Source organism: Kitasatospora sp. NPDC059747, from assembly GCF_042732955.1.
In the GTDB taxonomy this organism is placed as follows: domain Bacteria; phylum Actinomycetota; class Actinomycetes; order Streptomycetales; family Streptomycetaceae; genus Kitasatospora.
The window spans coordinates 1-23,301 of the sequence record NZ_JBHWGV010000087.1; the positions used below are offsets into that span (position 1 = coordinate 1).

Below are 23,301 nucleotides of genomic sequence, written 5' to 3' on the forward strand. Positions count from 1 at the left end.
GGTTACATTCCGAACCCGGAAGCTAAGCCTCACAGCGCCGATGGTACTGCAGGGGGGACCCTGTGGGAGAGTAGGACGCCGCCGAACAATCATTCCAAAAAGACCCACTCCCGATCGGGAGTGGGTTTTTTTGCGTTACCCTCTGCGAATGCAGAACCTGACCCTGACCTGGCAGTCCGCCGGGGGCACCGCCGTTGTTCTCTACGGCGGCGCGTACGTCGCCGCAAGGGTCCGGAAGCCGTCCTTGTCGGCGCTCCTGCGTGAGGCCGGCACCCTGCTCGCCCTGTTCGCGCTGTGGCAGCTGGTGGGGCACCTGTCGGTGATGAGCGCGGACCACGCGCTGGACCGGGCGGAGTGGATCCACCGGACGGAGCTGGCGGTCGGGCTGCCGGACGAGGCGTCGTGGCAGGCCGCGATCACGCCGTACCCGGTGCTGGTGCGGCTGGCGAACTACTACTACGCGGTCATGCACTTCGGCGTCATGCTGGTGGTGCTGCTCTGGGTGTTCCTGCGGCACCGCGAGCGGTACGCGTGGGTGCGGAACACCGTGGTGATCACGACGGCGGTCTGCCTCCTGGTCCAGTTCATCCCGGTGGCACCGCCGCGGATGCTGCCGGAGAACGGCTTCGTCGACGTGGCCGCGCAGTACGGGCAGTCCGTGTACGGCGGCGCGGTCGGCGGCGTGGTGGTGGCGGACCAGCTGTCCGCGATGCCGTCGGTGCACGTGGCGTGGTGCGTGCTGGCGGCGGTCGCGGTGATCCGGGTGGCGCGGAGCCCGTTGCGCTGGCTGATGGTGCTGCACCCCGTCCTGACGGTCGCCGTGGTCGTCGTGACCGCCAACCACTTCTGGGCGGACGGCATCGTCGCCGTGACGATCCTGCTCTTCGCCTACGCCGTCCTGGCGCTGACGGCACGCCGGCGGGGCCGGCCCTCCGTCGACGAGACGGAGGACCGGCCCCGCAGCGGGTCCGGTTCGCGGACCGGGCAGGTCACTTGAGCGGCAGCGCGATCCGACCCCACTTGCCGTTGCTCAGCCTGGCCGTGGCCCCGTACCAGGCGATGAGCCCGGAGAGCGCCGCGACCCAGCCCGCGAGCTTGGTGAGGCTGCCGTGGCCGCCGAACGCACCGATGGCGGCGACCAGCAGGGACAGCGTCAGCAGGCCGTAGACGGCCCGGCTGTACAGGCCCGCGCCCCAGCTCGCCGCGGTGAGGGTGAGGGCGAGCAGGGCCCACAGCAGCAGGAACAGCCCGGCGGCGTTCTTGCTCGCGCCGCCGGCCACCGACCAGGTCGCCCAGAAGGCGCCGAGGCTGGTGAACGCGGTGCCGGTGAAGCCCTCGCCGCCGCGGAGCTGCCAGAGGCCCGCGACGAACAGGGTGATGCCGCCGACGACGTGGGCGAGGTGGGCCGCGTCCCCGGCGCCGGTGCCCTTGAGGATTCCGGTCGAGAGCAGGCCGTAGGCGAGAAGTGTGAGGCCGAGTGCGAGGTAGCCGAGGTTACCCGCGTCGGCTCCGGTGGGACGGGCGTTCGTTGCCCCGGAGGCGTCGTTGCTCACCGGAGGCTCCTTTCACTCTGGGCGCGCGCAGGGCGCAGTCAACGCAGTGGAGTGGTCCGAAGGAGTGGTTGCGAGAAGGTGCGCGCGACCGCGCCGAGGGCGCACGGCAGGAGCGTGCGCGGGCTGCGGTCAGAGGTGGTGGGCCGAGGGCCGAATGTTCCGGGCCGAGGGGTGGGGGGAAGTCCCCGCTGAGGTCGGTGTACCCGGGCCGACCAGGCTTGTACCCTTGTGAATCGCACAATTTGTGGCGCCGTCAGCTGTGGAACGCTCACGATCGGCCGCCGGGCGGGTCCGGCCGTGGCAGATCTGCTCAGTGGCGGCGGTCCGGCGGGTCCGCCCCGGCGCCGACCCGATCGGCACGGGTGCGTCGCGCTCAGCTCGTGCGCTGGGCTGGCACCCGCAGCGTCAGGATCGCCATGTCGTCGGACGGCGGCTCCGGGGCGAAGCGCTCGACCGCGCGCTGCACGCGCATGGCGACGGCCCCGGCGGTGAGGCCGGTGCAGCCGGTGAGGACCTCGGCGAGGCCGTCGTCGCCCAACATCCGGCGGCCCTCGCGGCGTTCGGTGACGCCGTCGGTGACGCAGAGCAGGACCTCGCCCGGGGCGAGCACGAGGTGCTCGGCGGTGAGGTCGAGGTCGTCCATGACGCCGAGCAGGGGCTGCGGGGTGGCGGCGCGGTCGACCTGGCCGTCGGTGCGCAGCCGCAGCGGCAGCGGGTGGCCGGCGCAGACCAGGGACAGTTCGGTGCTGCCGTCCGGTCGGGGCGTCAGTTCGCCGTAGAGCAGGGTGAGGAAGCGGCTGCGCGAACCCTCGTCCAGGATGGCCGCGTTGAGCCGGGTGAGGACCTGCGGGGCGTCCAGGCCCTCACGGGCGAGCAGGCGCAGCGAGTGGCGGGCCAGGCCGGTGACGGAGGCGGCCTCGGGGCCGGTGCCGCAGACGTCGCCGATGGCGAAGCCGTACGTGCCCTCGCGGATGGTGAACAGGTCGTAGAAGTCGCCGCCGACCTCGTTCCCCTCGCCGGCGGCCTGGTAGTACACGTCCACCTCGACGCCGGGGATCTCGGGCAGGTCGGGCGGCAGGAGACTGCGCTGGAGGGCCTGGCTGGTCGCGGTGCGCTCGGAGTAGAGGCGGGAGTTGTCGAGGGCGAGGGCGGCCCGGCGGGAGAGGTCCTCGGCGAGTTCGAGGATCTCCTGGCGGAAGCGGACGCCGGCCGGGGTGCCGAGGGCGAGCAGGCCGATGACGCGGTTGCGGGCGGTGAGCGGCAGGACGACGGTCTCGCCGAGCACGCCCGCGAGTTCGGGGCTGTCGGTGAGTCCGCCGGCGGCGGCGGTCTCGGTGGGTGCGGGCCAGAACCGGGCGCTGTGGGCGGGACCGGGGTCGGGCGCGGGGGTCTTGTCGAGCAGGCCGCGCAACGCGTCGATGCGGTCCTCGTCCTCGTGCAGGACGAAGGCGAGGTTGGGCGCGGCGCCGTGGTCGCCCTTGGTGTAGACGGCGCACCAGGAGGCGAGGGTGGGGACGGCCATCTGGGCCATCAGGGCGAGGGTCTGCTCGTGTTCGAGGGTGCCGGCGAGCAGGTCGGAGGCTTCGACGAGGAAGGAGAGCGAGCCGCGGCGCAGTCGTTCGAGCTCGGTGAGGCGGGTGCTCTCGACGGCGAGGGCGACCCGGTCGGCGGCGAACTGCAGGCGCAGCGCGTCCTCGTTGTCGTAGCGGCCGGGGGCGGCGGTGGCGATGCCGAGGGAGCCGATCAGCCGGCCCTCGACCTTGAGCGGGACGGTGACCAGGGAACGCATGCCGCTGCCGTCGAGGAGGGCCGGTCCGGCCGGACGGGCGATCAGGTCGTCGTGGACGGTGGGCAGCCGGGCGGAGTCGTAGCGGTTGCCGTGTCCGACCGGGAAGCGGGTGTGGCGGCGGTGTCCGGTGGTGAGGCCGGTGGCGGCGCGGACCTCGAACTCGGTCTCGTCCTCGGTGGTGAGGAGCAGGTAGGCGGCGTCGGCGTCGAGCAGGTCGCGGGCGCGTTCGACGGTGCGCTGGAGCAGGGTGTCGAGGTCGTCGGTGGCGACCGGGCCGGCCAGCAGGTCGAGCCGGGGGCCGGCCGGGTCGGTGCGGTCGCCGGGCAGGGCGCGGGCGGGGGAGCGCAGGACGGCGCGGTCGGGTTCGAGGACGAGCAGGCAGAGTGTGGAGGGGACGCCCTCGGTGTCGCGGACGCGGACCTGGACGCCGTACACCTCCTCGGTGCGGCCGTCGGCGCGGCGGACGGCGAAGCCGCCCTCCCAGCGCGCGAGGCGCAGGGTCTCGGCGAGGCCGAGGCCGCGGGCGGGGGTGTCGGGCCAGACGGCGAGGTCGGCCCACGGGCGGCCGAGGACGCTGTCGGCGGGGTGCCGGAAGAGGGCTTCGGCGTCCGGGTTCCAGGCGAGGACGCGGCCGTCGTCGTCGAGCTGGACGACGGCGACGTGCACCGGGCCGGGGCCGCTGGGCAGGTCGCTGCCGGGGGTGGCGGGGACGGCGTAGCGGGTGCCGGCGACGGGGACCGGCAGGGCGAGGCGGAACCAGACGGTCTTGCGGCCGGCCGCGTACTCGACGCCCCAGCGTTCGGCGAGGGCGGAGCACATCAGCAGGCCGCGGCCGCCCTCGCCGTCGGGGTCGGCGTAGCGGTCGGAGGAGGTGACGGGGCCGTCGGTGAAGGCGGGCAGGCCGCGTTCCGGGTGGTGGTCGGTGACCTCGATCCGGACGGTGCCCTCCTCGCGCAGGCAGCCGACCTCGGCGGCGGTGCCGGCGTGCACGACGGCGTTGGTGACGAGTTCGCTGACCAGGACGACGGCGTCGTCGACGACCTCCGGCAGCCCCCAGCCGAGCAGCGCGTCCCGGACGAAGCCCCGGGCGGCGGCCGCGGACCTGCCGTCGGGGTCGAAGGTGGCGGCTGCGCGCGCGGTGACCACGTTGCCACTTCTCCTCTGCTGCTCTTGCCCTGGCTGTCCGGGTGCGGCGCCGTCTCCCGGTACGCGCCGGCGGGTGGGCGGCGGCGCTGGGACGGGTCGTGGCCCGGTGCAGCGCTCCACCCTACTTTCCGCTTGGTTCCCCGTGGGGGCGGGGCGTCGAAACGGGCACCAGAGGGTGATTCTGCCCACGCGTTTCGGGAGAGGCGGTAACAACCGTGTGCAACCGGCCGTATACCCGGGGCCGGTGCTGCCAGACTGGGGGGTCCGCGACGGTCGGTCGGGACAGTACGGTCGACGCGGGTGCCGGTGCGTCGTGAGGTGCGGCCGGTGCGCAGCCCAAGCCGGGGCGGTGCCCGGGCCCCGGTCCGCCGGGGCGCGGAGGGCCACCGGACAGTTCACGACGTGGGAGGGGCCCGTTGAGTTCGGCCACCAAGGACGCAACCGGTACGACGCAGGCCGCCCAGCGCGGTGCTCGCCCCGGGGCCGCGCCGCGGAGCGCGGCCGGCCGGCGAGCGAACCACGGCCGGGGCGCGGAACCGGCGGAGCTGCGCAAGCTGCTGTCGGCGCTGACGGCGATGCGCGACGGCAACTTCCGGCGCCGGCTGACGGTGCCGGGGGACGGGCCGCTGGCGGAGATCGCCGCGGTGTTCAACGAGGTGGCCGAGCGCAACCAGCACCTGACCGGTGAACTGGCCCGGGTGCGGCGGGCGGTGGGCCGCGAGGGCCGGCTGAACGAGCGGCTGGAGACCGGTGCGGGCGAGGGCGCCTGGATGGCGGCGGTCGACAACTGCAACGCGCTGATCGACGACCTGGCCCGTCCGATGGCCGAGGTGGGCCGGGTGCTGACCTCGATCGCCGAGGGTGACCTGGACCAGAAGATGGAGCTGCGCTCGCTGCACAGCAACGGGGTGAGCCACCCGCTGCGCGGCGAGTACCTGAAGATCGGGCGGACGGTCAACGGACTGGTGGACCAGCTCTCGGAGTTCACCGACGAGGTGACCCGGGTGGCCCGCGAGGTCGGTACCGAGGGCAAGCTGGGCGGTCAGGCCAAGGTCCGCAGCGTGTCGGGCAGTTGGAAGGACCTGGCGGACTCGGTCAACACGATGGCCGGGCGCCTGACGGCCCAGGTGCGCAACATCGCCCAGGTGACGACGGCGGTGGCCAAGGGCGACCTGTCCCGCAAGGTCACCGTCGAGGTGGCCGGCGAGATGCTGGAGCTGAAGAACACCGTCAACACGATGGTGGACCAGCTCAACGGCTTCGCGGCGCAGGTGACGAGGGTCGCCCGGGACGTCGGGACCGAGGGCCGCCTCGGCGGTCAGGCGCAGGTGCCGGGCGTGGCCGGGGTCTGGCGGGACCTGACCGACTCGGTGAACTTCATGGCCGACAACCTGACCGGCCAGGTGCGGAACATCGCCCAGGTGACGACGGCGGTGGCGCGCGGGGACCTCTCGCAGAAGATCGAGGTGGACGCGCGCGGCGAGATGCTGGAGCTGAAGAACACCATCAACACGATGGTGGACCAGCTGTCCGGGTTCGCCGAGCAGGTGACCAGGGTGGCCCGCCAGGTGGGCACCGAGGGCCGCCTCGGCGGTCAGGCGCAGGTGCCGGGCGCGGCGGGCGTGTGGCGCGACCTGACCGACAACGTCAACTTCATGGCGAACAACCTCACCGATCAGGTGCGCAACATCGCCCAGGTGACGACCGCGGTCGCCAAGGGCGACCTGTCGCAGAAGATCCAGGTGGACGCGCGCGGGGAGATCCTGGAGCTGAAGAACACCATCAACACGATGGTGGACCAGCTCTCGGCGTTCGCGGACGAGGTGACCCGGGTGGCTCGGGACGTCGGCACCGAGGGCATCCTCGGCGGCCAGGCGAGCGTGCCGGGGGTGTCCGGGACCTGGAAGGACCTGACCAACTCCGTCAACCTGATGGCCAACAACCTGACCAGCCAGGTCCGCAACATCGCCGAGGTGACCACGGCGGTCGCGCGCGGCGACGTCTCGAAGAAGATCACCGTCGACGCCCGGGGCGAGATCCTGGAGCTGGTGACGACCGTCAACACGATGGTGGACCAGCTGTCGGCGTTCGCCGACGAGGTGACCCGCGTCGCCCGCGAGGTGGGCACCGAGGGGATCCTGGGCGGCCAGGCCCGGGTGCGGGGGGTGTCGGGCATCTGGAAGGACCTGACCGACAACGTCAACTTCATGGCGTCCAACCTGACCGGGCAGGTGCGCAACATCGCCGAGGTCGCCTCGGCGGTGGCCCGCGGCGACCTCTCGAAGAAGATCACCATCGACGCGCAGGGCGAGATCGCGACGCTCGCCGGGACGCTGAACACGATGGTCGACCAGCTCTCGTCCTTCGCCGTCGAGGTGACCAGGGTCGCCCGCGAGGTCGGCACCGACGGCACCCTGGGCGGCCAGGCGAGCGTGCCCGGCGTGGCCGGCATCTGGAAGGACCTGACCGACAACGTCAACCTGATGGCCAACAACCTCACCGGCCAGGTCCGCAACATCGCGCTGGTGATCACGGCGGTGGCCCGCGGCGACCTGTCGCAGAAGATCGACGTCGACGCGCGCGGCGAGATCCTCCAGCTCAAGACCAGCATCAACACGATGGTCGACCAGCTGTCCGCGTTCGCCGACGAGGTCACCCGCGTCGCCCGCGAGGTGGGCACCGACGGCCGCCTCGGCGGCCAGGCCCGGGTGCCCGGGGTGGACGGCACCTGGCAGGACCTCACCGAGTCGGTGAACGAGCTGGCCAACAACCTGACCCGGCAGGTGCGCGCGATCGCGCAGGTCGCCACCGCCGTGACCAGGGGCGACCTGAGCCTGCGGATCGACGTCGACGCCGCGGGGGAGCTCGACGAGCTCAAGGACAACATCAACCAGATGATCGCCAACCTGCGCGAGACCACCCGCACCAACCAGGAGCAGGACTGGCTCAAGACCAACCTGGCCCGGATCTCCGGCCTGCTCCAGGGCCGCCGGGACCTGGAGGCGGTCGCCTCGCTGATCATGACCGAGCTCACCCCGGTGGTCTCCGCCCAGCACGGCGCGTTCTTCCTCGCCCAGCCGGCCGGCCGCACCGCCGAGCTGATTACCGAGGACGACGACGAGAACGACACCGTGCTGCGCCTGATCGGCAGCTACGGCTACCAGCGGCGCGCGATGCCGACCACCTTCCGCCCCGGCGAGTCGCTGATCGGCCAGGCCGCGGTGGAGAAGCGGGCGATCATCCTCAAGGAGGCGCCGCCCGGGTACCTCAAGATCGCCTCGGGCCTCGGCGAGGCCTCGCCGGCCCACATCGTGGTGCTGCCGGTGCTGTTCGAGGGCCGGCTGCTCGGCGTGATCGAACTCGCCACCTTCAGCTCGTTCACGACCGTCGCCCTCGACTTCCTCAACCAGATCGCCGACCTGATCGGCGTCACCGTCAACACCATCAGCGTCAACACCAAGACCGAGGGCCTGCTGCTGGAGTCCCAGCGGCTCACCGCGGAACTCTCCATGCGTTCGGCCGAGTTGGAGGCCCGCCAGGAGGAACTGGAGCGCACCAACGAGGAGTTGCAGGAGAAGGCCGAGCAACTCGCCCAGCAGAACCGCGACATCGAGATCAAGAACAGCGAGATCGAGGAGGCCCGCCAGGTCCTGGAGGAGCGCGCCGAACAGCTCGCCCTGGCCTCCCGCTACAAGAGCGAGTTCCTCGCCAACATGTCGCACGAGCTGCGCACCCCGCTCAACTCGCTGCTGATCCTGGCCAAGCTGCTCTCCGACAACAACGAGGGCAACCTCTCGCCCAAGCAGGTCGAGTTCGCCGACACCATCCACGGCGCCGGCTCCGACCTGCTCCAGCTGATCAACGACATCCTCGACCTGTCCAAGGTCGAGGCCGGCAAGATGGACGTCCGCCCGAGCCGGATCGCCCTGGTCCAGCTGGTCGACTACGTCGAGGCCACCTTCCAGCCGGTCGCGCTGGACAAGAACCTGGACTTCGCCGTCCGGGTCTCGCCCGCGCTGCCGGTCACCCTGCACACCGACGAGCAGCGGCTCCAGCAGGTGCTGCGCAACCTGATCTCCAACGCGGTCAAGTTCACCGACGCGGGCGCCGTCGACTTCTCGATCAGCCCGGCCGGGCCGGACGTGCCCCAGCACGTCCGCGAGCAGCTGCTGGAGTCCGGCTCGATCAAGGACCCGGACGACCCGCTGATCGCCTTCGCCGTCTCCGACACCGGCATCGGCATCCCCGGCAACAAGCTGCGGGAGATCTTCGAGGCCTTCAAGCAGGCCGACGGCGGCATCAGCCGCAAGTACGCCGGAACGGGCCTGGGCCTCTCGATCAGCCGGGAGATCGCCCGGCTGCTCGGCGGTGAGATCCACGTCGAGAGCGAGCTCGGCAGGGGCTCGACCTTCACGCTCTACCTGCCGCTGCGCACCGAGTCCTCGGACACCCCGCCCACCGAGCGCGCCGCCGTGGCGGCCGTGCCCAACACCCCGGTGCTGCGCGCCACCGTCGGCGTGACCCCGGTGGGCGTTCCCGTCCCGGTGGGCGAGAACCCGGCCGATCACTGGGCCCAGGAGGTCCGCGAACTCGCCGAGGAGCGCCGCCGCGGCGCCGTGGAGCGCCGTCGCACCGCCGCCCTGGACCTCCCCGCCGGGGGCCGCCCGGTGGAGCCGGTCCCGCTGCGCCCCGGCCGCACCGACGCGCGCTTCGGCGGCCAGCAGGTGCTGATCGTCGACGACGACGTCCGCAACGTGTTCGCCCTCACCAGCGTCCTGGAACAGCACGGCCTGACCGTCCTGTACGCCGAGAACGGGCGCGAGGGCATCGAGATGCTGGAGCAGCACGAGCACGTCGCGCTGGTCCTGATGGACATCATGATGCCGGAGATGGACGGCTACGCGACCACCGAGGCGATCCGCCGGATGCCCCAGTTCGCCGGCCTGCCGATCATCGCGCTGACCGCCAAGGCGATGAAGGGCGACCGCGAGAAGTCCCTCGCGGCGGGCGCCACCGACCACATCACCAAGCCGGTGGAGACCGACCACCTGCTGGCGGTGATGCACGAGTGGCTGCGGCCCGACCGGCCCTGAGCGCGTACCCCAGGTCCCGTTTCCCAAGCGGGACTTGGGCGACGGGCCGCCGGCGGGGCGCGCACCGGGAGGCGGACTCCGGGGCGTACGCCGGGCCGGAGATCGGTTTGCTGGCGGGGAGGGCCGGGAACCCGGTAGGGTCACCGATCGTTGCGAACAGTGACCGGACGGCGACACACTGCTGAGCGTGCGCCGGAGCACCGGCCGTGCACCGGTCCCGATCGGGTCCGACGCAGCCGGGTCGCGACGGAGCGATGTGCCGGGCGAGGGGGTGCGGCTAGCATGACCGGGGTAGCGGTGGGCAGTACGCGAGTGCCCTCACCGGGCAGGCAGGCGACAGGAGGGCGGGCCCTGATGCAGAAGGCGAAGATCCTCCTGGTCGACGACCGGCCGGAGAACCTGCTGGCACTGGAGGCGATCCTGTCGGCGCTCGACCAGACGCTGGTGCGCGCGGCGTCCGGCGAGGAGGCGCTCAAGGCGCTGCTGACCGACGACTTCGCCGTGATCCTGCTGGACGTCCAGATGCCGGGCATGGACGGCTTCGAGACCGCCGCCCACATCAAGCGCCGCGAGCGCACCCGGGACATCCCGATCATCTTCCTCACCGCGATCAACCACGGCCCGCACCACACCTTCCGCGGCTACGCGGCCGGCGCGGTCGACTACATCTCCAAGCCGTTCGACCCGTGGGTGCTGCGCGCCAAGGTCTCCGTCTTCGTCGACCTGTACGTGAAGAACTGCCAGCTGAAGGAGCAGGCCGCGCTGCTGCGGCTGGAGCTGGAGGCGGGCGGCGGAGAGCCGGCCCTCGGCGGGGCGCTGCTCGGCGAGCTGTCCGCGCGGCTGGCGGCGGTCGAGGAGCAGGCGGAGGCGCTGGGCAAGCAGCTGGACGGCAGCGCCGACTCGGGGGTGGCCGCCACCGCGGCGCACCTGGAGCGGAAGCTGGCCGGGCTGCGCCGGGCCCTGGACGCGCTGCGCCCGGGCAGCTCGTAGGGGTACGCAGGAGCCGCGCCGGCCGGCCCGACCGGGTGGAGCGCGCGGGCGTCCGGGTGAATTCCGGTCAGCGTGACGGAGTGTCTGCGACACGTCGGGGCGCCCCGGCTCGCCACATGTGCACCGGTGGCCCGCACCGGTAGGCTGCTGACCCATGGCCACTCGTACGCCCGGAAACGCAGCACGTAAGACGAGTCCGGGACCGTCCAAGAAGGCCGCGGCGAGGACTCCGGGCAAACCGCCGGCGAAGAAGGCGGCGCCCCGCAAGGCACCCGCGAAGAAGACGGCGGCCAGGTCGGCCCCGCCACCGCCGCCGAACAGGTCGATACTCCTGCGCGCCCTCAACGGGCTCGCGAGCCCGATCGCCGCGATCTTCCGGGGCGTCGGCGACGGTGCCAAGAACCTCCACCCGGCCCACCGCAAGGACGGGCTGGGCCTCGTGCTGTTCGCGCTCGGCCTGGTGACGGCCGCGGGGACCTGGTTCAGCCCGCAGGGCTGGCTCGGCGAGGCGGCCACCGCCGTGGTGTCCGGGCTGTTCGGGCGGCTCGACGTGCTGGTGCCGTTCCTGCTGGTCGGGATCGCGATCCGGCTCTGGCGCCACCCGGAGCTGCCGGAGGCCAACGGGCGGATCGTGATCGGCCTGAGCGCGCTGGTGGTCGGCGTCCTCGGCCTGGTCCACATCGGCTGCGGGGCGCCCACGATGGGCAGCGGCGCGTCCCGGATAAGGGCGGCGGGCGGCATCATCGGCTGGGCCGCGTCGACGCCCATGATGGCCGCCGCGGGCCCGGCGCTCGCCGTGCCGCTGCTCCTGCTGCTCGCCTTCTTCGGCCTGCTGGTGGTCACCGCCACCCCGGTCAACCGCATCCCCGAGCGGTTGCGCTCCGCCGGCGTGCGGCTCGGCGTGGTCGAGCCGGGGCCGGAGGACGAGTACGGCGAGGGGCGTGCGCCGGAGCGCGAACTGTCCACGGATCCGCCGGAGGACGCCGACCCGTCGGCGCTGCCGTTCAGCGTCGACTCCGAGGACACGGTCGACGAGGTGGCCGCCCGTCGGCGCCGCCGCCGGCGCAAGCCGCAGTCCGAGGAGCCCGAGGGCGCGGAGGCGGGCCCCGAGCCCGTCTCGTTCGACAAGGACGTCGACGACCCGTTCACCACCCGCAACCTCGCCGCGGGCGCCGCCGCCGACCTGGACGGCGCGCTGGTCTACGGCGTGCCCGCCTCCTCCGCGGTGGCGGACATGATGCACCAGGTGCAGGACCGCACCGCCCCGCCCGAGGAGGCCCTCGTCCCGGCGGCCCGCGGCGGCGGCCCGGGCGCGCCCGAGGAGCACGGCCGCGCCCCGGTGCGGATGGAGCAGCTCCAGCTCTCCGGCGACATCACCTACAGCCTGCCGCCGCTCGACCTGCTGGAGCGCGGCGGCCCGGCCAAGCCCCGCAGCGCCCTCAACGACGAGGTGGTGGCCCAGCTCACGAGCACGTTCGCCGAGTTCAAGGTGGACGCCAAGGTCACCGGATTCACCCGGGGCCCGACGGTCACCCGCTACGAGGTCGAGCTCGGCCCGGCCGTCAAGGTGGAGCGGATCACCGCGCTCGCCAAGAACATCGCGTACGCGGTGGCCAGCGCGGACGTGCGGATCATCAGCCCGATCCCGGGCAAGTCCGCGGTCGGCATCGAGATCCCCAACCGGGACCGCGAGATGGTCAACCTCGGCGACCTGCTGCGCTCGCGCACGGCCGCCGAGGACACCCACCCGATGGTCGTCGGCATGGGCAAGGACGTCGAGGGCCACACCGTGATGGCCAACCTCGCGAAGATGCCGCACATCCTGGTGGCCGGGGCGACCGGCGCGGGCAAGTCCTCCTGCATCAACTGCCTGATCACCTCGATCCTCGCCCGGGCCACCCCGGACGAGGTGCGGATGGTGCTGGTCGACCCCAAGCGGGTCGAGCTGACCGCCTACGAGGGCATCCCGCACCTGATCACACCGATCATCACCAACCCCAAGAAGGCCGCCGAGGCCCTCCAGTGGGTGGTGCGCGAGATGGACATGCGCTACGACGACCTCGCGGCGTTCGGCTTCCGGCACGTCGACGACTTCAACGCGGCGGTGCGCGCCGGGAAGGTCACCCCGCCGCTCGGCAGCGAGCGCGAGCTGACGCCGTACCCGTACCTGCTGGTGATCGTCGACGAGCTGGCCGACCTGATGATGGTCGCCCCGCGCGACGTCGAGGACTCGGTGGTCCGGATCACCCAGCTGGCCCGCGCGGCCGGCATCCACCTGGTGCTCGCCACCCAGCGGCCCTCGGTGGACGTCGTGACCGGTCTGATCAAGGCCAACGTGCCGTCCCGGCTGGCCTTCGCGACCTCCGCGATGGCCGACTCCCGGGTCATCCTGGACCAGCCCGGCGCCGAGAAGCTGATCGGCAAGGGCGACGCGCTCTTCCTGCCGATGGGCGCCGGCAAGCCGATCCGCATGCAGGGCGCGTTCGTCACCGAGGCCGAGATCGCCGCGGTGGTGCAGCACTGCAAGGACCAGTTGGCCGCCCGCTACCGGGACGACGTCGCGGTCGGCGGCGGGCCGAAGAAGGAGATCGACGAGGAGATCGGCGACGACCTCGACCTGCTGATCCAGGCCGCGGAGCTGGTGGTCTCCACCCAGTTCGGCTCGACCTCGATGCTCCAGCGCAAGCTCCGGGTCGGCTTCGCCAAGGCGGGCCGGCTGATGGACCTGATGGAGTCACGCGGGATCGTCGGCCCGAGCGAGGGCTCCAAGGCGCGCGACGTGCTGGTGAAGCCGGACGAGCTCGACGGGGTGCTGGTGACCCTGCGCGGCTGACGGACCGGGCGCGGGAGGCGGGTGTCCCGGACGAGGTGTCACTCGTTCGGAGGAGGGTAGGCGCCAGGGCGGGAACCGAACGTCCGCGCACCGCGTCACTGGCCGGAAAGCGATCACCGTGCTCCCCCTGCGTGACCCCGCCGACCGGCCGTCTGCGGGGCCCCACCCCGATCGGGGCGGGTGCGCGCATTCGGGCCTGTTCCGCTTGAGAATCGATCCGTCCACGCCCCTAGACTGTTCCCCAGCAGGTGGCCATCCGCTCGAAAGGCGTGCCCCGTGACCATCGGCAAGTCCCCCGACCGCGAGAACGCCCCGTCGTCCGCAGAGCCGAGCGACGCGGTCCAGGCGGCCGATGCCCCGAGCATCGGCCGGGTGCTGTCCGCCGCCCGGCTGGAGGCCGGACTCACGGTGGATCAGGTGAGTACGGCGACCCGCGTCCGGGTGCCGATCGTGCATGCCATCGAGGAGGACGATTTCGGCCGCTGCGGCGGCGACTTCTACGCCCGCGGGCACATCCGTGCGATCGCCCGCGAGGTCGGCGTGGACGGCGAGGCCCTGGTGGCCCGCTACGACGCCGCGCACGGCGGCTCGCCGGCCTCCAAGCGGCCCACCCAGCTGATCGAGAGCGGCCCGATCAAGGTGCCCTCCCGCGGCCGGCCGAACTGGACCGCCGCCATGGTCGCCGCGATCGTCGCGGTGGTCGCCCTGATCGGCTTCAACCTGGTGAGCGGCAAGGGCGGCCACACCGGCACCGGCTCGGCCAGCGCGCCGCTGCCCAGCGGCACCGGCACCGGCTCGATCGCCCCCGCGCCCTCGCCCTCCGTGCAGCCCCCGGCCCCCGCGCCGAGCGCCGCGGCGATCGCGGCCGTCCCGGCCGACAAGGTCACCGTGAAGCTGGTCGCCGAGGGCACCAGCTGGGTCTCGGCCATAGACGGGAACGGCAAGTCGCTGTTCCAGAACAACATCAGCGACGGCCAGGACCAGACCTTCACCGACCCCAAGCAGATCAAGCTGGTGCTCGGCAACGGCGGGGCCGTGCACGCGTACGTCAACGGCAAGGACCTCGGTCTGCTCGGCAAGGACGGGCAGGTGGTGCACGTCACGTACACCCCCGGAGACCCGCAGGCGGGCTGACCACCGGCACCGGGCGGGGCCCGCAGAAGATCGTGTTATCGAGGCGCGCGGCCTCCGGGGCGAACGGCACCGGGAGCCGCGCGTTAATCTTGGGCCTATGCCTGAACGCCGTACTGTCGCCCTTGTCACGCTCGGATGCGCCCGCAACGAGGTGGACTCCGAGGAACTCGCCGGGCGACTGGAGGCCGACGGCTGGTCGCTGGTCGACGACGCCGCCGAAGCCGACGTGGCCGTCGTCAACACCTGCGGCTTCGTCGAGGCCGCCAAGAAGGACTCCGTCGACGCCCTGCTGGAGGCCAACGACCTCAAGGGGCACGGCCGCACCCAGGCCGTCGTCGCGGTCGGCTGCATGGCCGAGCGCTACGGCAAGGAGCTCGCCGACGCGCTGCCCGAGGCCGACGGGGTCCTCGGCTTCGACGACTACGCCGACATCTCCGACCGCCTCCAGACCATCCTCTCCGGCGGCCACCACGCCCCGCACCTGCCGCGCGACCGCCGCAAGCTGCTGCCGATCAGCCCGGCCGAGCGGCAGTCCGCCGCCGAGACCGTCGCGCTGCCCGGCCACGGGCCCGCCGAGACCCCGGCCGAGCCGATCGACGACCTCCCCGAGGGCCTCGCGCCCGCCTCCGGCCCGCGCACCCTGCGCAAGCGGCTGGACGACAGCCCGGTCGCCTCGGTCAAGCTCGCCTCCGGCTGCGACCGCCGCTGCTCCTTCTGCGCCATCCCGGCCTTCCGCGGCTCGTTCATCTCCCGCCGCCCCTCCGACGTCCTGAACGAGGCCAAGTGGCTGGCCGAGCAGGGCGTCCGCGAGGTCGTCCTGGTCAGCGAGAACAACACCTCGTACGGCAAGGACCTCGGCGACATCCGCCTGCTGGAGACGCTGCTCGGCGAGATCGCGGAGATCGACGGCGTCGAGCGCGTCCGGGTGTCCTACCTGCAGCCCGCCGAGATGCGCCCCGGCCTGATCGACGCGATGACCGGCACCGCCGACGTCCTGCCCTACTTCGACCTGTCCTTCCAGCACTCGGCGCCGGCGGTCCTGCGCCGGATGCGCCGCTTCGGCTCCACCGACCAGTTCCTGGAGCTGCTGAAGACCATCCGGGACAAGGCCCCGCAGGCCGGCGCCCGCTCCAACTTCATCGTCGGCTTCCCCGGTGAGACCGAGGAGGACTTCGCCGAGCTGGAGCGCTTCGTCACGCACGCCGGGCTCGACGCGATCGGCGTCTTCGGCTACTCGGACGAGGACGGCACGGAGGCCGCGACCTACGACGGCAAGCTCGCCGAGGACGTGATCGCCGACCGGCTGGACCGGCTCAGCCGGCTCGCCGAGGAGATGACCGCGCAGCGCGCCGAGCAGCGGATCGGTACCGAGGTCGAGGTCCTGATCGAGTCGGTCGAGGAGGACGTGGTCGAGGGCCGCGCCGCCCACCAGGCCCCCGAGACGGACGGTCTGACCACCCTCACCGGCGTCGAGGACCCTCGGGTCGGCCAGTTCTGGCGGGCCAGGGTGGTGGCCAGCGAGGGCGTCGACCTGATCGCCGAGGCCCTGGAGCCGGTGCGGGTCCGGCAGGCCCCGGGAGCCGGGGAATGACCAAGGGGCCCGGCGCCCCGCCCGCGGCCCATCCGGACAGACCGGCCGCCGCGCTGCCGCCGGCGCCGGCCGTCTGGAACATCGCCAACATGCTCACGATGCTCCGGCTGCTGCTGGTGCCGGTCTTCGTGGCGCTGCTGTTCGCCGACGGCGGGCACGACCCCAAGTGGCGCTCGGTGGCCTGGGCCTCCTTCGCCATCGCGATGATCACCGACCTGTTCGACGGCGAGATCGCCCGGCGCAAGGGCCTGGTCACCGACTTCGGCAAGATCGCCGACCCGATCGCCGACAAGGCGATCATGGGCTCGGCGCTGATCGGCCTGTCGGTCCTCGGCGACCTGCCCTGGTGGGTCACCGCGGTGATCCTCGCCCGCGAGCTCGGCATCACGCTGATGCGCTTCTGGGTGATCCGCTACGGCGTCATCCCGGCCAGCCGGGGCGGCAAGCTCAAGACCCTGGCCCAGGGCATCGCGGTCGGCATGTACGTGCTGGAGCTGACCGGGTGGCTCGCCACCGCGCGGGCCGTGCTGATGGGCCTGGCGGTGCTGCTGACCGTCGGCACCGCGCTGGACTACATCGGGCAGGCGCTGCGCCTGCGCCGCGAGGGAATGGCCGCGGAGCGCGCGGACCGGTGAACGAGGGGGGCCTGGTGACGCACCACGGGACTGCGGAGCACACGACCGCGGACTACGCGCTGGCCGAGCGGGTGCACGCGGCGCTGCGCGGCGGGGGCAGCACGGTGGCCGTCGCCGAGTCGCTGACCGGCGGGCTGCTGGCGGCCGCGCTGGTCGACGTCCCCGGGGCGTCCGCGACCTTCCGGGGATCGGTGACGGCGTACGCGACCGAGCTGAAGGCCTCGGTGCTCGGGGTGGACGAGGGCCTGCTCGACGTCCACGGGCCGGTGCACCCGGTGGTGGCCCGGCAGATGGCCGAGGGCGTCCGGCGGTTGCTGGGGGCGACGTACGGGCTCGCGACGACCGGGGTGGCCGGGCCGGAGCCGCAGGATGGGCAGCCGGTGGGCACCGTACACCTGGCGCTCGCCGGTCCGGGGGGAACTCTGGTCAGTTCGCCCCGGCTGTCCGGGGGGCGTGCCACAATCCGTCACGGGGCCGTGACCGCCGCGCTGGAGCTGCTCGCCGGTCGGCTGCCGGCCTGAGCCGAAGGCACGGCCCAGGACCCCGTCCGTCCCGATCCCTGCCGACCGGGATCCGCCCGAAGTCGCGTGCGGGGACGGTGGAGCCGCAGGATCGTGTTACATCCGACAGCCTGGTTGGGCAGAAACCAGGTGGAGAACGAGTTGCGTGACGGTGGCCGGGCGGCCCGCGAGGGGTACCACGAGGGGCCCGCGGACCCGGGTACGACACCGGAACGAGGAGGGGGACAGCCTTGCAGCCCAGAGTGAACACGACCAGGGTCCCCGCACGCGAAGCGGGCAAGGCGGTACGGTGGGGGCGTGACATCTCGATCCGCAGTCCGAGGAGGGAGGCACCGATGATCCTGCTCCGTCGCCTACTGGGCGATGTACTGCGTCGGCAGCGCCAGCGCCAGGGCCGCACACTCCGCGAGGTGTCGGCGGCCGCCAGGGTTTCGCTCGGTTACCTCTCCGAGGTCGAGCGGGGACAGAAGGAGGCCTCGTCCGAGCTGCTCTCCGCCATCTGCGACGCGCTCGACGTCCGGATGTCCGAGGTCATGCGCGAGGTCAGCGACGAACTGTCGCTCGCCGAACTTGCGGCGATGGCCACCCTCTCCGAAGGTGATCTGCTGAGGCCGGTGCTCGAACCGGTACCGCTGCCCGCCCCCGGCGCCGACCGGGCGACCATGTCGCCCAAGGCCGCCGCGATGGACGTGGTCGCCGCCTGATCCGGCCTCGACTCCCGGCACGCCTGCTCGACGCAGGGCAGGGCCCGGGGCGAGCGAAGGAGGGCGGTCGTGCGGAGAGACGCGACGGCGCACGCGGTGGCCCGAATACGGCCGTTGCTGCGGCGCCTGGTGCCGTGGCCGGCCCGCTGGGTCCTGGTGGTCCTGTCGGCCGGGCTGGTCTGGTGGCTCCTGGTGGTCCGGGGGCAGCTGGCCGACGGCGCGGTGCTCGGCCTGCTCGCGGCCGGCGGCTGGGGGCTCGGTCTGATCCCGGTCCACGCCGACCGGAGCGCGACCGGACCGGTCCGCCGCGGGGCCCGCGGGGCCGTGGGCCGAACGGAGGCGCCGACGCCCCCGATCGGGTGAGAAGCGTGCGGGAAGGCCGCGGGGTCGTTGACTCCGCGGCCTTCGGCGTACCCGGGCACCGGTCCCGCGGGGTTCACGGACGCAGGCGCAGCCCGCGCGGAGTGGCGTGGAAGCCCGCCTCCTCCAGGGCCGCGCCGAGCTCCGAGCCGAGGGCGGGCTCGCCGTTGGCCCGTTCGACCGTGACGCTGCCGAGCGCGCCCTCCCGGACGGCACCGGCCAGGGCGGCGGCCGCCGACGCCCGGGTGGCCCCGTCCTCCGGCCAGGCCAGCAGGGACTTGCCGCCGCGCTCGACGTACAGGGCGAGCTCGCCGTCCACCAGCACCACCAGGGCGCCCGCCTTGCGGCCGGGCCGGTGCGCCCCGGCCTCCTTGGCGCCGGGGGCGGCCGGGGGCTCGGGCCAGGGCAGCGCGGCGCCGTAGGCGTTCGCCGGGTCGGCGGCGGCGAGCACCAGCACCTGCGGCGGCTCGGCGGCGGGGCCGGCCGGCCATTCGGTGGCCCGGGTGCGCTCCAGCCGGCCGTTGACCGACCGCAGCCGGTCGGCCGCGCCCTCCATCGCGAACTGGGCGCCGCCGAGGCCCTCGACGAAGTAGCCGCGGCGGGTGCGCCCGCGCTCCTCCATCGCGGCGAGCACCCGGTACACCCCGGCAAAGCCGCCCGGGACCCGCTCGGCCGCCACCGTGCCCCGGGTCAGCAGGCCGTGGCGGTCCAGCAGGGCCTGGGCCTGGGCGGTGGCCCGGACCGTGGGGTCGGCGGCCGGGGCGGGCAGCAGCGACCAGCGGCCGGCCACCGTCGGCGGGCCGCTGCGCAGGGCGCCGCCGGCCCGGCCGAAGGCGCGGCCGGCCCCGCCGTAGCGGCCGCGCGGGGTGGCCCTGGGGGCGCGGTGGGCGGTGGCGCCCGCCGTCCGGCCGGAGCCGAGCAGGGCGCGCAGCGGGGCGAGGGTGTCGTTGCTGACGTAGCCGGCCCAGACGAGGTCCCACAGGGCCTCGACGACCTCCGGTTCGGGGGTCTCGTCGCCGTCGGCGCGGAGCCGCTCGACCAGCTGGCGGAAGAACAGGCCGTAGCCGCCGGTGAGGGCGGTCATCAGGGCGCCGTGCAGCCGGGTGACGGCGGGCGGGACGGGCTCGGGGCGCAGCAGGTGGGCGTTCTCGGCCAGGTGGAGGCTGATCCAGCCGTCCTTGCCGGGCAGGGCGCCGGCGCCGCACCAGCCGAGCTCGCCGGCCGCCATCAGTTCGTCCAGCAGGCCGGGGGAGTAGTCGGCGAGGCGGGCCGGGAGGATCAGCTTCTCCAGGGCGGAGGCGGGCAGGGCGGTGCCCTGGAGCTGTTCGACCACCCGGAGCAGACCGTCCGGCCCGCGCAACCGGTGGCCGGCGAGGTGCTGCCACTGGGGGAGGAAGGCGGCCAGGGCGCGCGGCGGGACGGGCTCGACCTCCTGGCGCAGGGCGGCCAGGGAGCGGCGGCGCAGGCGGCGCAGGACCTCGGCGTCGCACCACTCGACGGTGGCGGTGTGGCCCTCGACGGGCCTGAATTCGCCCTGGACGAGGCGGCCGATGGCGGTGAGGCGGCGCAGGACGCCGGTGACGACGGCGGTGCCGAGGCCGAGGCGGGCGGCGGCCTCGGCGGCGGTGAACGGGCCGTGGGTGCGGGCGTGCCGGGCGAGGAGGTCGCCCAGGGGGTCCTTGACCGGTTCGGTGAAGGCTTCGGGGACGCCGACGGGCAGGGGGGTGCCGAGGGCGTCGCGCAGCCGTCCGGCGTCCTCGACGGCGGCCCAGCGCTGCTCGCCGGCGATCCGGACCTGGATGACCCGGCGGGCGGCCTCCAGCTCCAGGGCCCAGAGCGGCTCGGCGCCGCGGGCGGCGAGCTCCGCCTCGGCGAGCGGGCCGAGCAGGCGCAGCGCGTCGGCGACGCCCTCGGCGTCCTTGATCCGGCGCTCGGGGGTGAGGCGCTGGAGCTCGGCCTCCAGTTCGGCGAGCACCTGCGGGTCGAGCAGTTCGCGCAGTTCGGCCTGGCCGAGGAGTTCGGACAGCAGCCGGGAGTCGAGCGACAGGGCGGCGGCGCGGCGCTCGGCGAGCGGGGAGTCGCCCTCGTAGAGGAACTGGGCGACGTAGCCGAAGAGCAGGGAGCGGGCGAAGGGGGAGGGCTCGGGGGTGGTGACCTCGACCAGGCGGACGGCGCGGGATTCGAGGTCGCCCATCAGCTCGACCAGGCCGGGCACGTCGAAGACGTCCTGGAGGCACTCGCGGACGGCCTCCAGGACGATCGGGAACGAGCCGTACTCGGAGGCGACTTCGAGGAGCTGGGCGGCGCGCTGGCGCTGCTGCCAGAGCGGTGTGCGGCGGCCGGGGTTGCGCCGGGGGAGCAGCAGGGCGCGGCCGGCGCACTCGCGGAAGCGGGAGGCGAACAGGGCGGAGCCGCCGACCTGGTCGGTGACGAGCCGCTCGATCTCGCCGGGGTCGAAGAGGGCGGCGTCGGCGCCGACCGGGGCCTCGTCCGGGGCGCTGTCCGGGGCGGACCGCTGCGACGGGCCGGCGAAGTCGAAGTCGGGAGCGAGCAGGTCGGCGTCGGGCAGGCGGAGCACGATGCCGTCGTCGGCGTGCATGACCTGCGGGTCGAGGCCGTGCTTCTCGCGGAGCCGGGCGCCGAGGGCGAGGGCCCAGGGGGCGTGCACCTGGGCGCCGAAGGGGGAGTGGATGACGATCCGCCAGTCGCCGAGTTCGTCGCGGAAGCGCTCGACGACGATCGTGCGGTCGTCCGGGAGGTGGCCGCAGGCGGTGCGCTGTTGGGCGAGGTAGTCGAGCAGGTTCCCGGCGGCCCAGTCGTCGAGGCCGGCCCGCTTGAGGCGCTCGGTGGCGTCGGCGGGGGCGAGTGCGCCCAGCTCGCGGGTGAACGCGCCGAGGGCGCGGCCGAGTTCGAGCGGGCGGCCGAGGGTGTCGCCCTTCCAGAACGGGAGCCGGCCGGGGATTCCGGGGGCGGGCGTGACGAGGACCTTGTCGTGGGTGATGTCCTCGATCCGCCAGGACGTGGTGCCGAGGGTGAAGACGTCGCCCACGCGGGACTCGTAGACCATCTCCTCGTCCAGCTCTCCGACGCGGCCGCCGCCCTTCTTCGGGTCCGTCCCGGCGATGAAGACGCCGAACAGGCCGCGGTCGGGGATGGTGCCGCCGGAGGTGACGGCGAGGCGCTGGGCGCCGGGGCGGCCGGTGACGGTGCCGGCGACGCGGTCCCAGACCAGGCGGGGGCGCAGCTCGGCGAAGGCGTCCGAGGGGTAGCGGCCGGCGAGCATGTCGAGCACCGCGTCGAAGGCGGACTGCGGGAGGGTGGCGAACGGCGCGGCGCGGCGGACCACGGTGAGCAGGTCGTCCACCGGCCAGGTGTCCAGCGCCGTCATGGCGACGAGCTGCTGGGCGAGGACGTCCAGCGGGTTGCGCGGGACGCGCAGGGCCTCGATCCGGCCGGCCCGCATGCGTTCGGTGACCACGGCGGACTGGACGAGGTCCCCGCGGTACTTGGGGAAGAAGACGCCGGTGGAGACGGCGCCGACCTGGTGGCCGGCCCGGCCGACCCGCTGGAGGCCGGAGGCCACCGAGGGCGGGGACTCGACCTGGACGACCAGTTCGACGGCGCCCATGTCGATGCCCAGCTCCAGGCTGGAGGTGGCGACCACGGCGGGCAGCCGGCCGGCCTTCAGCTCCTCCTCGACCAGGGACCGCTGCTCCTTGGAGACCGAGCCGTGGTGGGCCCGGGCGAGGACCGGCGGGACGCCCCTGGCCGCGCCGGAGCCGCCCATCAGCTGGGCGGGGGCGTGTGCCTCGGGGGCGGCGGCGCCGGTGGCGCGCTCGTGGGCGATCTCGTTCAGCCGGTTGCACAGGCGCTCGGCGAGGCGGCGGGAGTTGGCGAAGACGATCGTCGAGCGGTGCGCCTGGACGAGGTCGACGATCCGCTCCTCGACGTGCGGCCAGATCGAGCTCTGGCGCTGTGGATCGCTGTCGGAGGAGCCGCCGGTGGCGGGGGCGGCGGGCAGGTCGTCCAGATCGGGGACGGGCACGACGACCGAGAGGTCGAACTCCTTGGCGGCGGCGGGCTGGACGACGGCGGCGCCGCGCTGCGGGCTGAGGAAGCGGGCCACCTCCTCCACCGGGCGCACGGTGGCGGACAGGCCGATCCGGCGGGCCGGGCGGTCCAGCAGCTCGTCCAGGCGCTCCAGGCTGAGCGCGAGGTGGGCGCCGCGCTTGGTGCCGGCGACCGCGTGGACCTCGTCGAGGATCACGGTGTCGATGCCGCGCAGCGCCTCCCGGGAGGCCGAGGTGAGCAGCAGGAAGAGCGACTCGGGGGTGGTGATCAGGATGTCGGGCGGGTGGGTCGCGAAGCGGCGGCGGTCGGCGGCGGGGGTGTCGCCGGAGCGGATGGCGACCTGGACGTCCGGTTCGGGCACGCCGAGCCGGACGGCGGCCTGGCGGAGCCCGGTCAGCGGGGCGCGGAGGTTGCGCTCGACGTCCACGGCGAGGGCCTTGAGCGGCGAGACGTACAGGACCCGGCAGCGGCGCTTGGTGTCGGCCGGGGGCGGGGTGCTGCTGAGCCGGTCCAGGGCGGAGAGGAACGCGGCGAGCGTCTTGCCGGAGCCGGTGGGGGCGACCACCAGGACGTCCGTCCCCCGTCCGATGGCGCGCCAGGCCTCGGCCTGGGCGGTGGTGGGCGCGGGGAAGGCGCCGGTGAACCAGGCCCGGGTGGCGGGGGCGAACCCGGCGAGCGGGTCGTCCTGCGGTTCGTCCGGCCGGTCGGCCGGCGGGGTCAGCTGCTGGGGCGCCATGCCCCCATGGTGCCGGGTGGGACCGACAACCGGGCGGGTGGCGGGGGAGCGCCGGGTGGGTGGGGCGGTGCGGTGGGCGGTGCAGCGAAAGGAGGTGTAGTTAAAGGAGCAAAAAAGACAATCCGCTCATATGGTGATGATTCCA

At 73.6% G+C, this 23,301-nt stretch carries 13 protein-coding genes and 1 rRNA gene; 11 read left to right on the forward strand and 3 right to left on the reverse strand.

The window, feature by feature from the left end; genetic code table 11:
- Both rrf and ACFV4G_RS30710 read left to right on the forward strand, forming a co-directional pair.
- Window positions 1–87: ribosomal RNA gene (gene rrf, locus ACFV4G_RS30705) — 5S ribosomal RNA — on the forward strand; the annotation flags it as partial.
- A 61-nt stretch (window positions 88–148) separates the two neighbouring features.
- Window positions 149–997: a phosphatase PAP2 family protein gene (locus tag ACFV4G_RS30710; protein WP_380445381.1), complete on the forward strand. Its 849-nt coding sequence runs from the start codon at window positions 149–151 to the stop codon at window positions 995–997.
- Here ACFV4G_RS30710 and ACFV4G_RS30715 read toward each other — a convergent pair.
- Window positions 990–1,553 (reverse strand): acetate uptake transporter, encoded by a 564-nt coding sequence (locus ACFV4G_RS30715; RefSeq protein ID WP_380445382.1) that lies wholly within the window; start codon window positions 1,551–1,553, stop codon window positions 990–992. The genes ACFV4G_RS30710 and ACFV4G_RS30715 overlap by 8 nt on opposite strands.
- Window positions 1,554–1,926: 373 nt before the next feature.
- Window positions 1,927–4,488: a SpoIIE family protein phosphatase gene (locus tag ACFV4G_RS30720; protein WP_380445383.1), complete on the reverse strand. Its 2,562-nt coding sequence runs from the start codon at window positions 4,486–4,488 to the stop codon at window positions 1,927–1,929.
- 575 nt (window positions 4,489–5,063) lie between these two features.
- Between ACFV4G_RS30720 and ACFV4G_RS30725 the strand changes: the two genes are divergently transcribed.
- From ACFV4G_RS30725 to ACFV4G_RS30765, 9 genes are all read left to right on the forward strand, one after another.
- Entirely contained in the window at window positions 5,064–9,581 is a 4,518-nt protein-coding gene (locus tag ACFV4G_RS30725; RefSeq protein WP_380445404.1) for a HAMP domain-containing protein, read from the forward strand.
- Window positions 9,582–9,932: 351 nt separating this feature from the next.
- A complete protein-coding gene (locus tag ACFV4G_RS30730; protein ID WP_380445405.1) occupies window positions 9,933–10,571 on the forward strand; it encodes a response regulator in 639 nt (212 codons plus the stop codon).
- Window positions 10,572–10,725: 154 nt separating this feature from the next.
- Window positions 10,726–13,404 carry a DNA translocase FtsK gene (locus ACFV4G_RS30735; protein ID WP_380445384.1) on the forward strand — a complete coding sequence of 893 codons (2,679 nt, stop codon included), beginning with the start codon at window positions 10,726–10,728 and terminating at the stop codon, window positions 13,402–13,404.
- A gap of 276 nt (window positions 13,405–13,680) precedes the next feature.
- A complete protein-coding gene (locus tag ACFV4G_RS30740) occupies window positions 13,681–14,538 on the forward strand; it encodes a RodZ domain-containing protein (protein WP_329924323.1) in 858 nt (285 codons plus the stop codon).
- A 97-nt stretch (window positions 14,539–14,635) separates the two neighbouring features.
- Complete coding sequence (gene rimO / locus ACFV4G_RS30745) at window positions 14,636–16,129, forward strand: 30S ribosomal protein S12 methylthiotransferase RimO (protein ID WP_380445385.1); 1,494 nt, start codon at window positions 14,636–14,638, stop codon at window positions 16,127–16,129.
- Window positions 16,126–16,764, forward strand: a complete 639-nt coding sequence (gene pgsA, locus ACFV4G_RS30750) for a CDP-diacylglycerol--glycerol-3-phosphate 3-phosphatidyltransferase (protein WP_380445386.1) — start codon at window positions 16,126–16,128, stop codon at window positions 16,762–16,764. Before rimO ends, pgsA begins: the two co-directional genes overlap by 4 nt.
- 14 nt (window positions 16,765–16,778) lie before the next feature.
- Window positions 16,779–17,285 carry a CinA family protein gene (locus ACFV4G_RS30755; protein ID WP_380445387.1) on the forward strand — a complete coding sequence of 169 codons (507 nt, stop codon included), beginning with the start codon at window positions 16,779–16,781 and terminating at the stop codon, window positions 17,283–17,285.
- Between the two features lie 335 nt (window positions 17,286–17,620).
- Complete coding sequence (locus ACFV4G_RS30760) at window positions 17,621–17,989, forward strand: helix-turn-helix transcriptional regulator (protein ID WP_359964922.1); 369 nt, start codon at window positions 17,621–17,623, stop codon at window positions 17,987–17,989.
- A 69-nt stretch (window positions 17,990–18,058) separates the two neighbouring features.
- Window positions 18,059–18,352, forward strand: coding sequence for a hypothetical protein (locus tag ACFV4G_RS30765; RefSeq protein WP_380445388.1), 294 nt, complete (start codon window positions 18,059–18,061; stop codon window positions 18,350–18,352).
- Between the two features lie 73 nt (window positions 18,353–18,425).
- On the opposite strand, the gene ACFV4G_RS30770 is transcribed toward ACFV4G_RS30765, so the two are convergent.
- Window positions 18,426–23,156, reverse strand: coding sequence for an ATP-dependent helicase (locus ACFV4G_RS30770; RefSeq protein WP_380445389.1), 4,731 nt, complete (start codon window positions 23,154–23,156; stop codon window positions 18,426–18,428).
- Between the last annotated feature and the right edge of the window lie 145 nt (window positions 23,157–23,301).

Excerpts from the sequence above, each read along its gene's own strand:
- ACFV4G_RS30710 (WP_380445381.1), top strand. The coding sequence starts at position 149 with ATGCAGAACCTGACCCTGACCTGGCAGTCCGCCGGGGGCACCGCCGTT.
- ACFV4G_RS30725 (WP_380445404.1), top strand. The coding sequence starts at position 5,064 with ATGCGCGACGGCAACTTCCGGCGCCGGCTGACGGTGCCGGGGGACGGG.
- ACFV4G_RS30735 (WP_380445384.1), top strand. The coding sequence starts at position 10,726 with ATGGCCACTCGTACGCCCGGAAACGCAGCACGTAAGACGAGTCCGGGA.
- rimO (WP_380445385.1), top strand. The coding sequence starts at position 14,636 with ATGCCTGAACGCCGTACTGTCGCCCTTGTCACGCTCGGATGCGCCCGC.
- pgsA (WP_380445386.1), top strand. The coding sequence starts at position 16,126 with ATGACCAAGGGGCCCGGCGCCCCGCCCGCGGCCCATCCGGACAGACCG.
- ACFV4G_RS30760 (WP_359964922.1), top strand. The coding sequence starts at position 17,621 with ATGATCCTGCTCCGTCGCCTACTGGGCGATGTACTGCGTCGGCAGCGC.
- ACFV4G_RS30770 (WP_380445389.1), bottom strand. The coding sequence starts at position 23,156 with ATGGCGCCCCAGCAGCTGACCCCGCCGGCCGACCGGCCGGACGAACCG.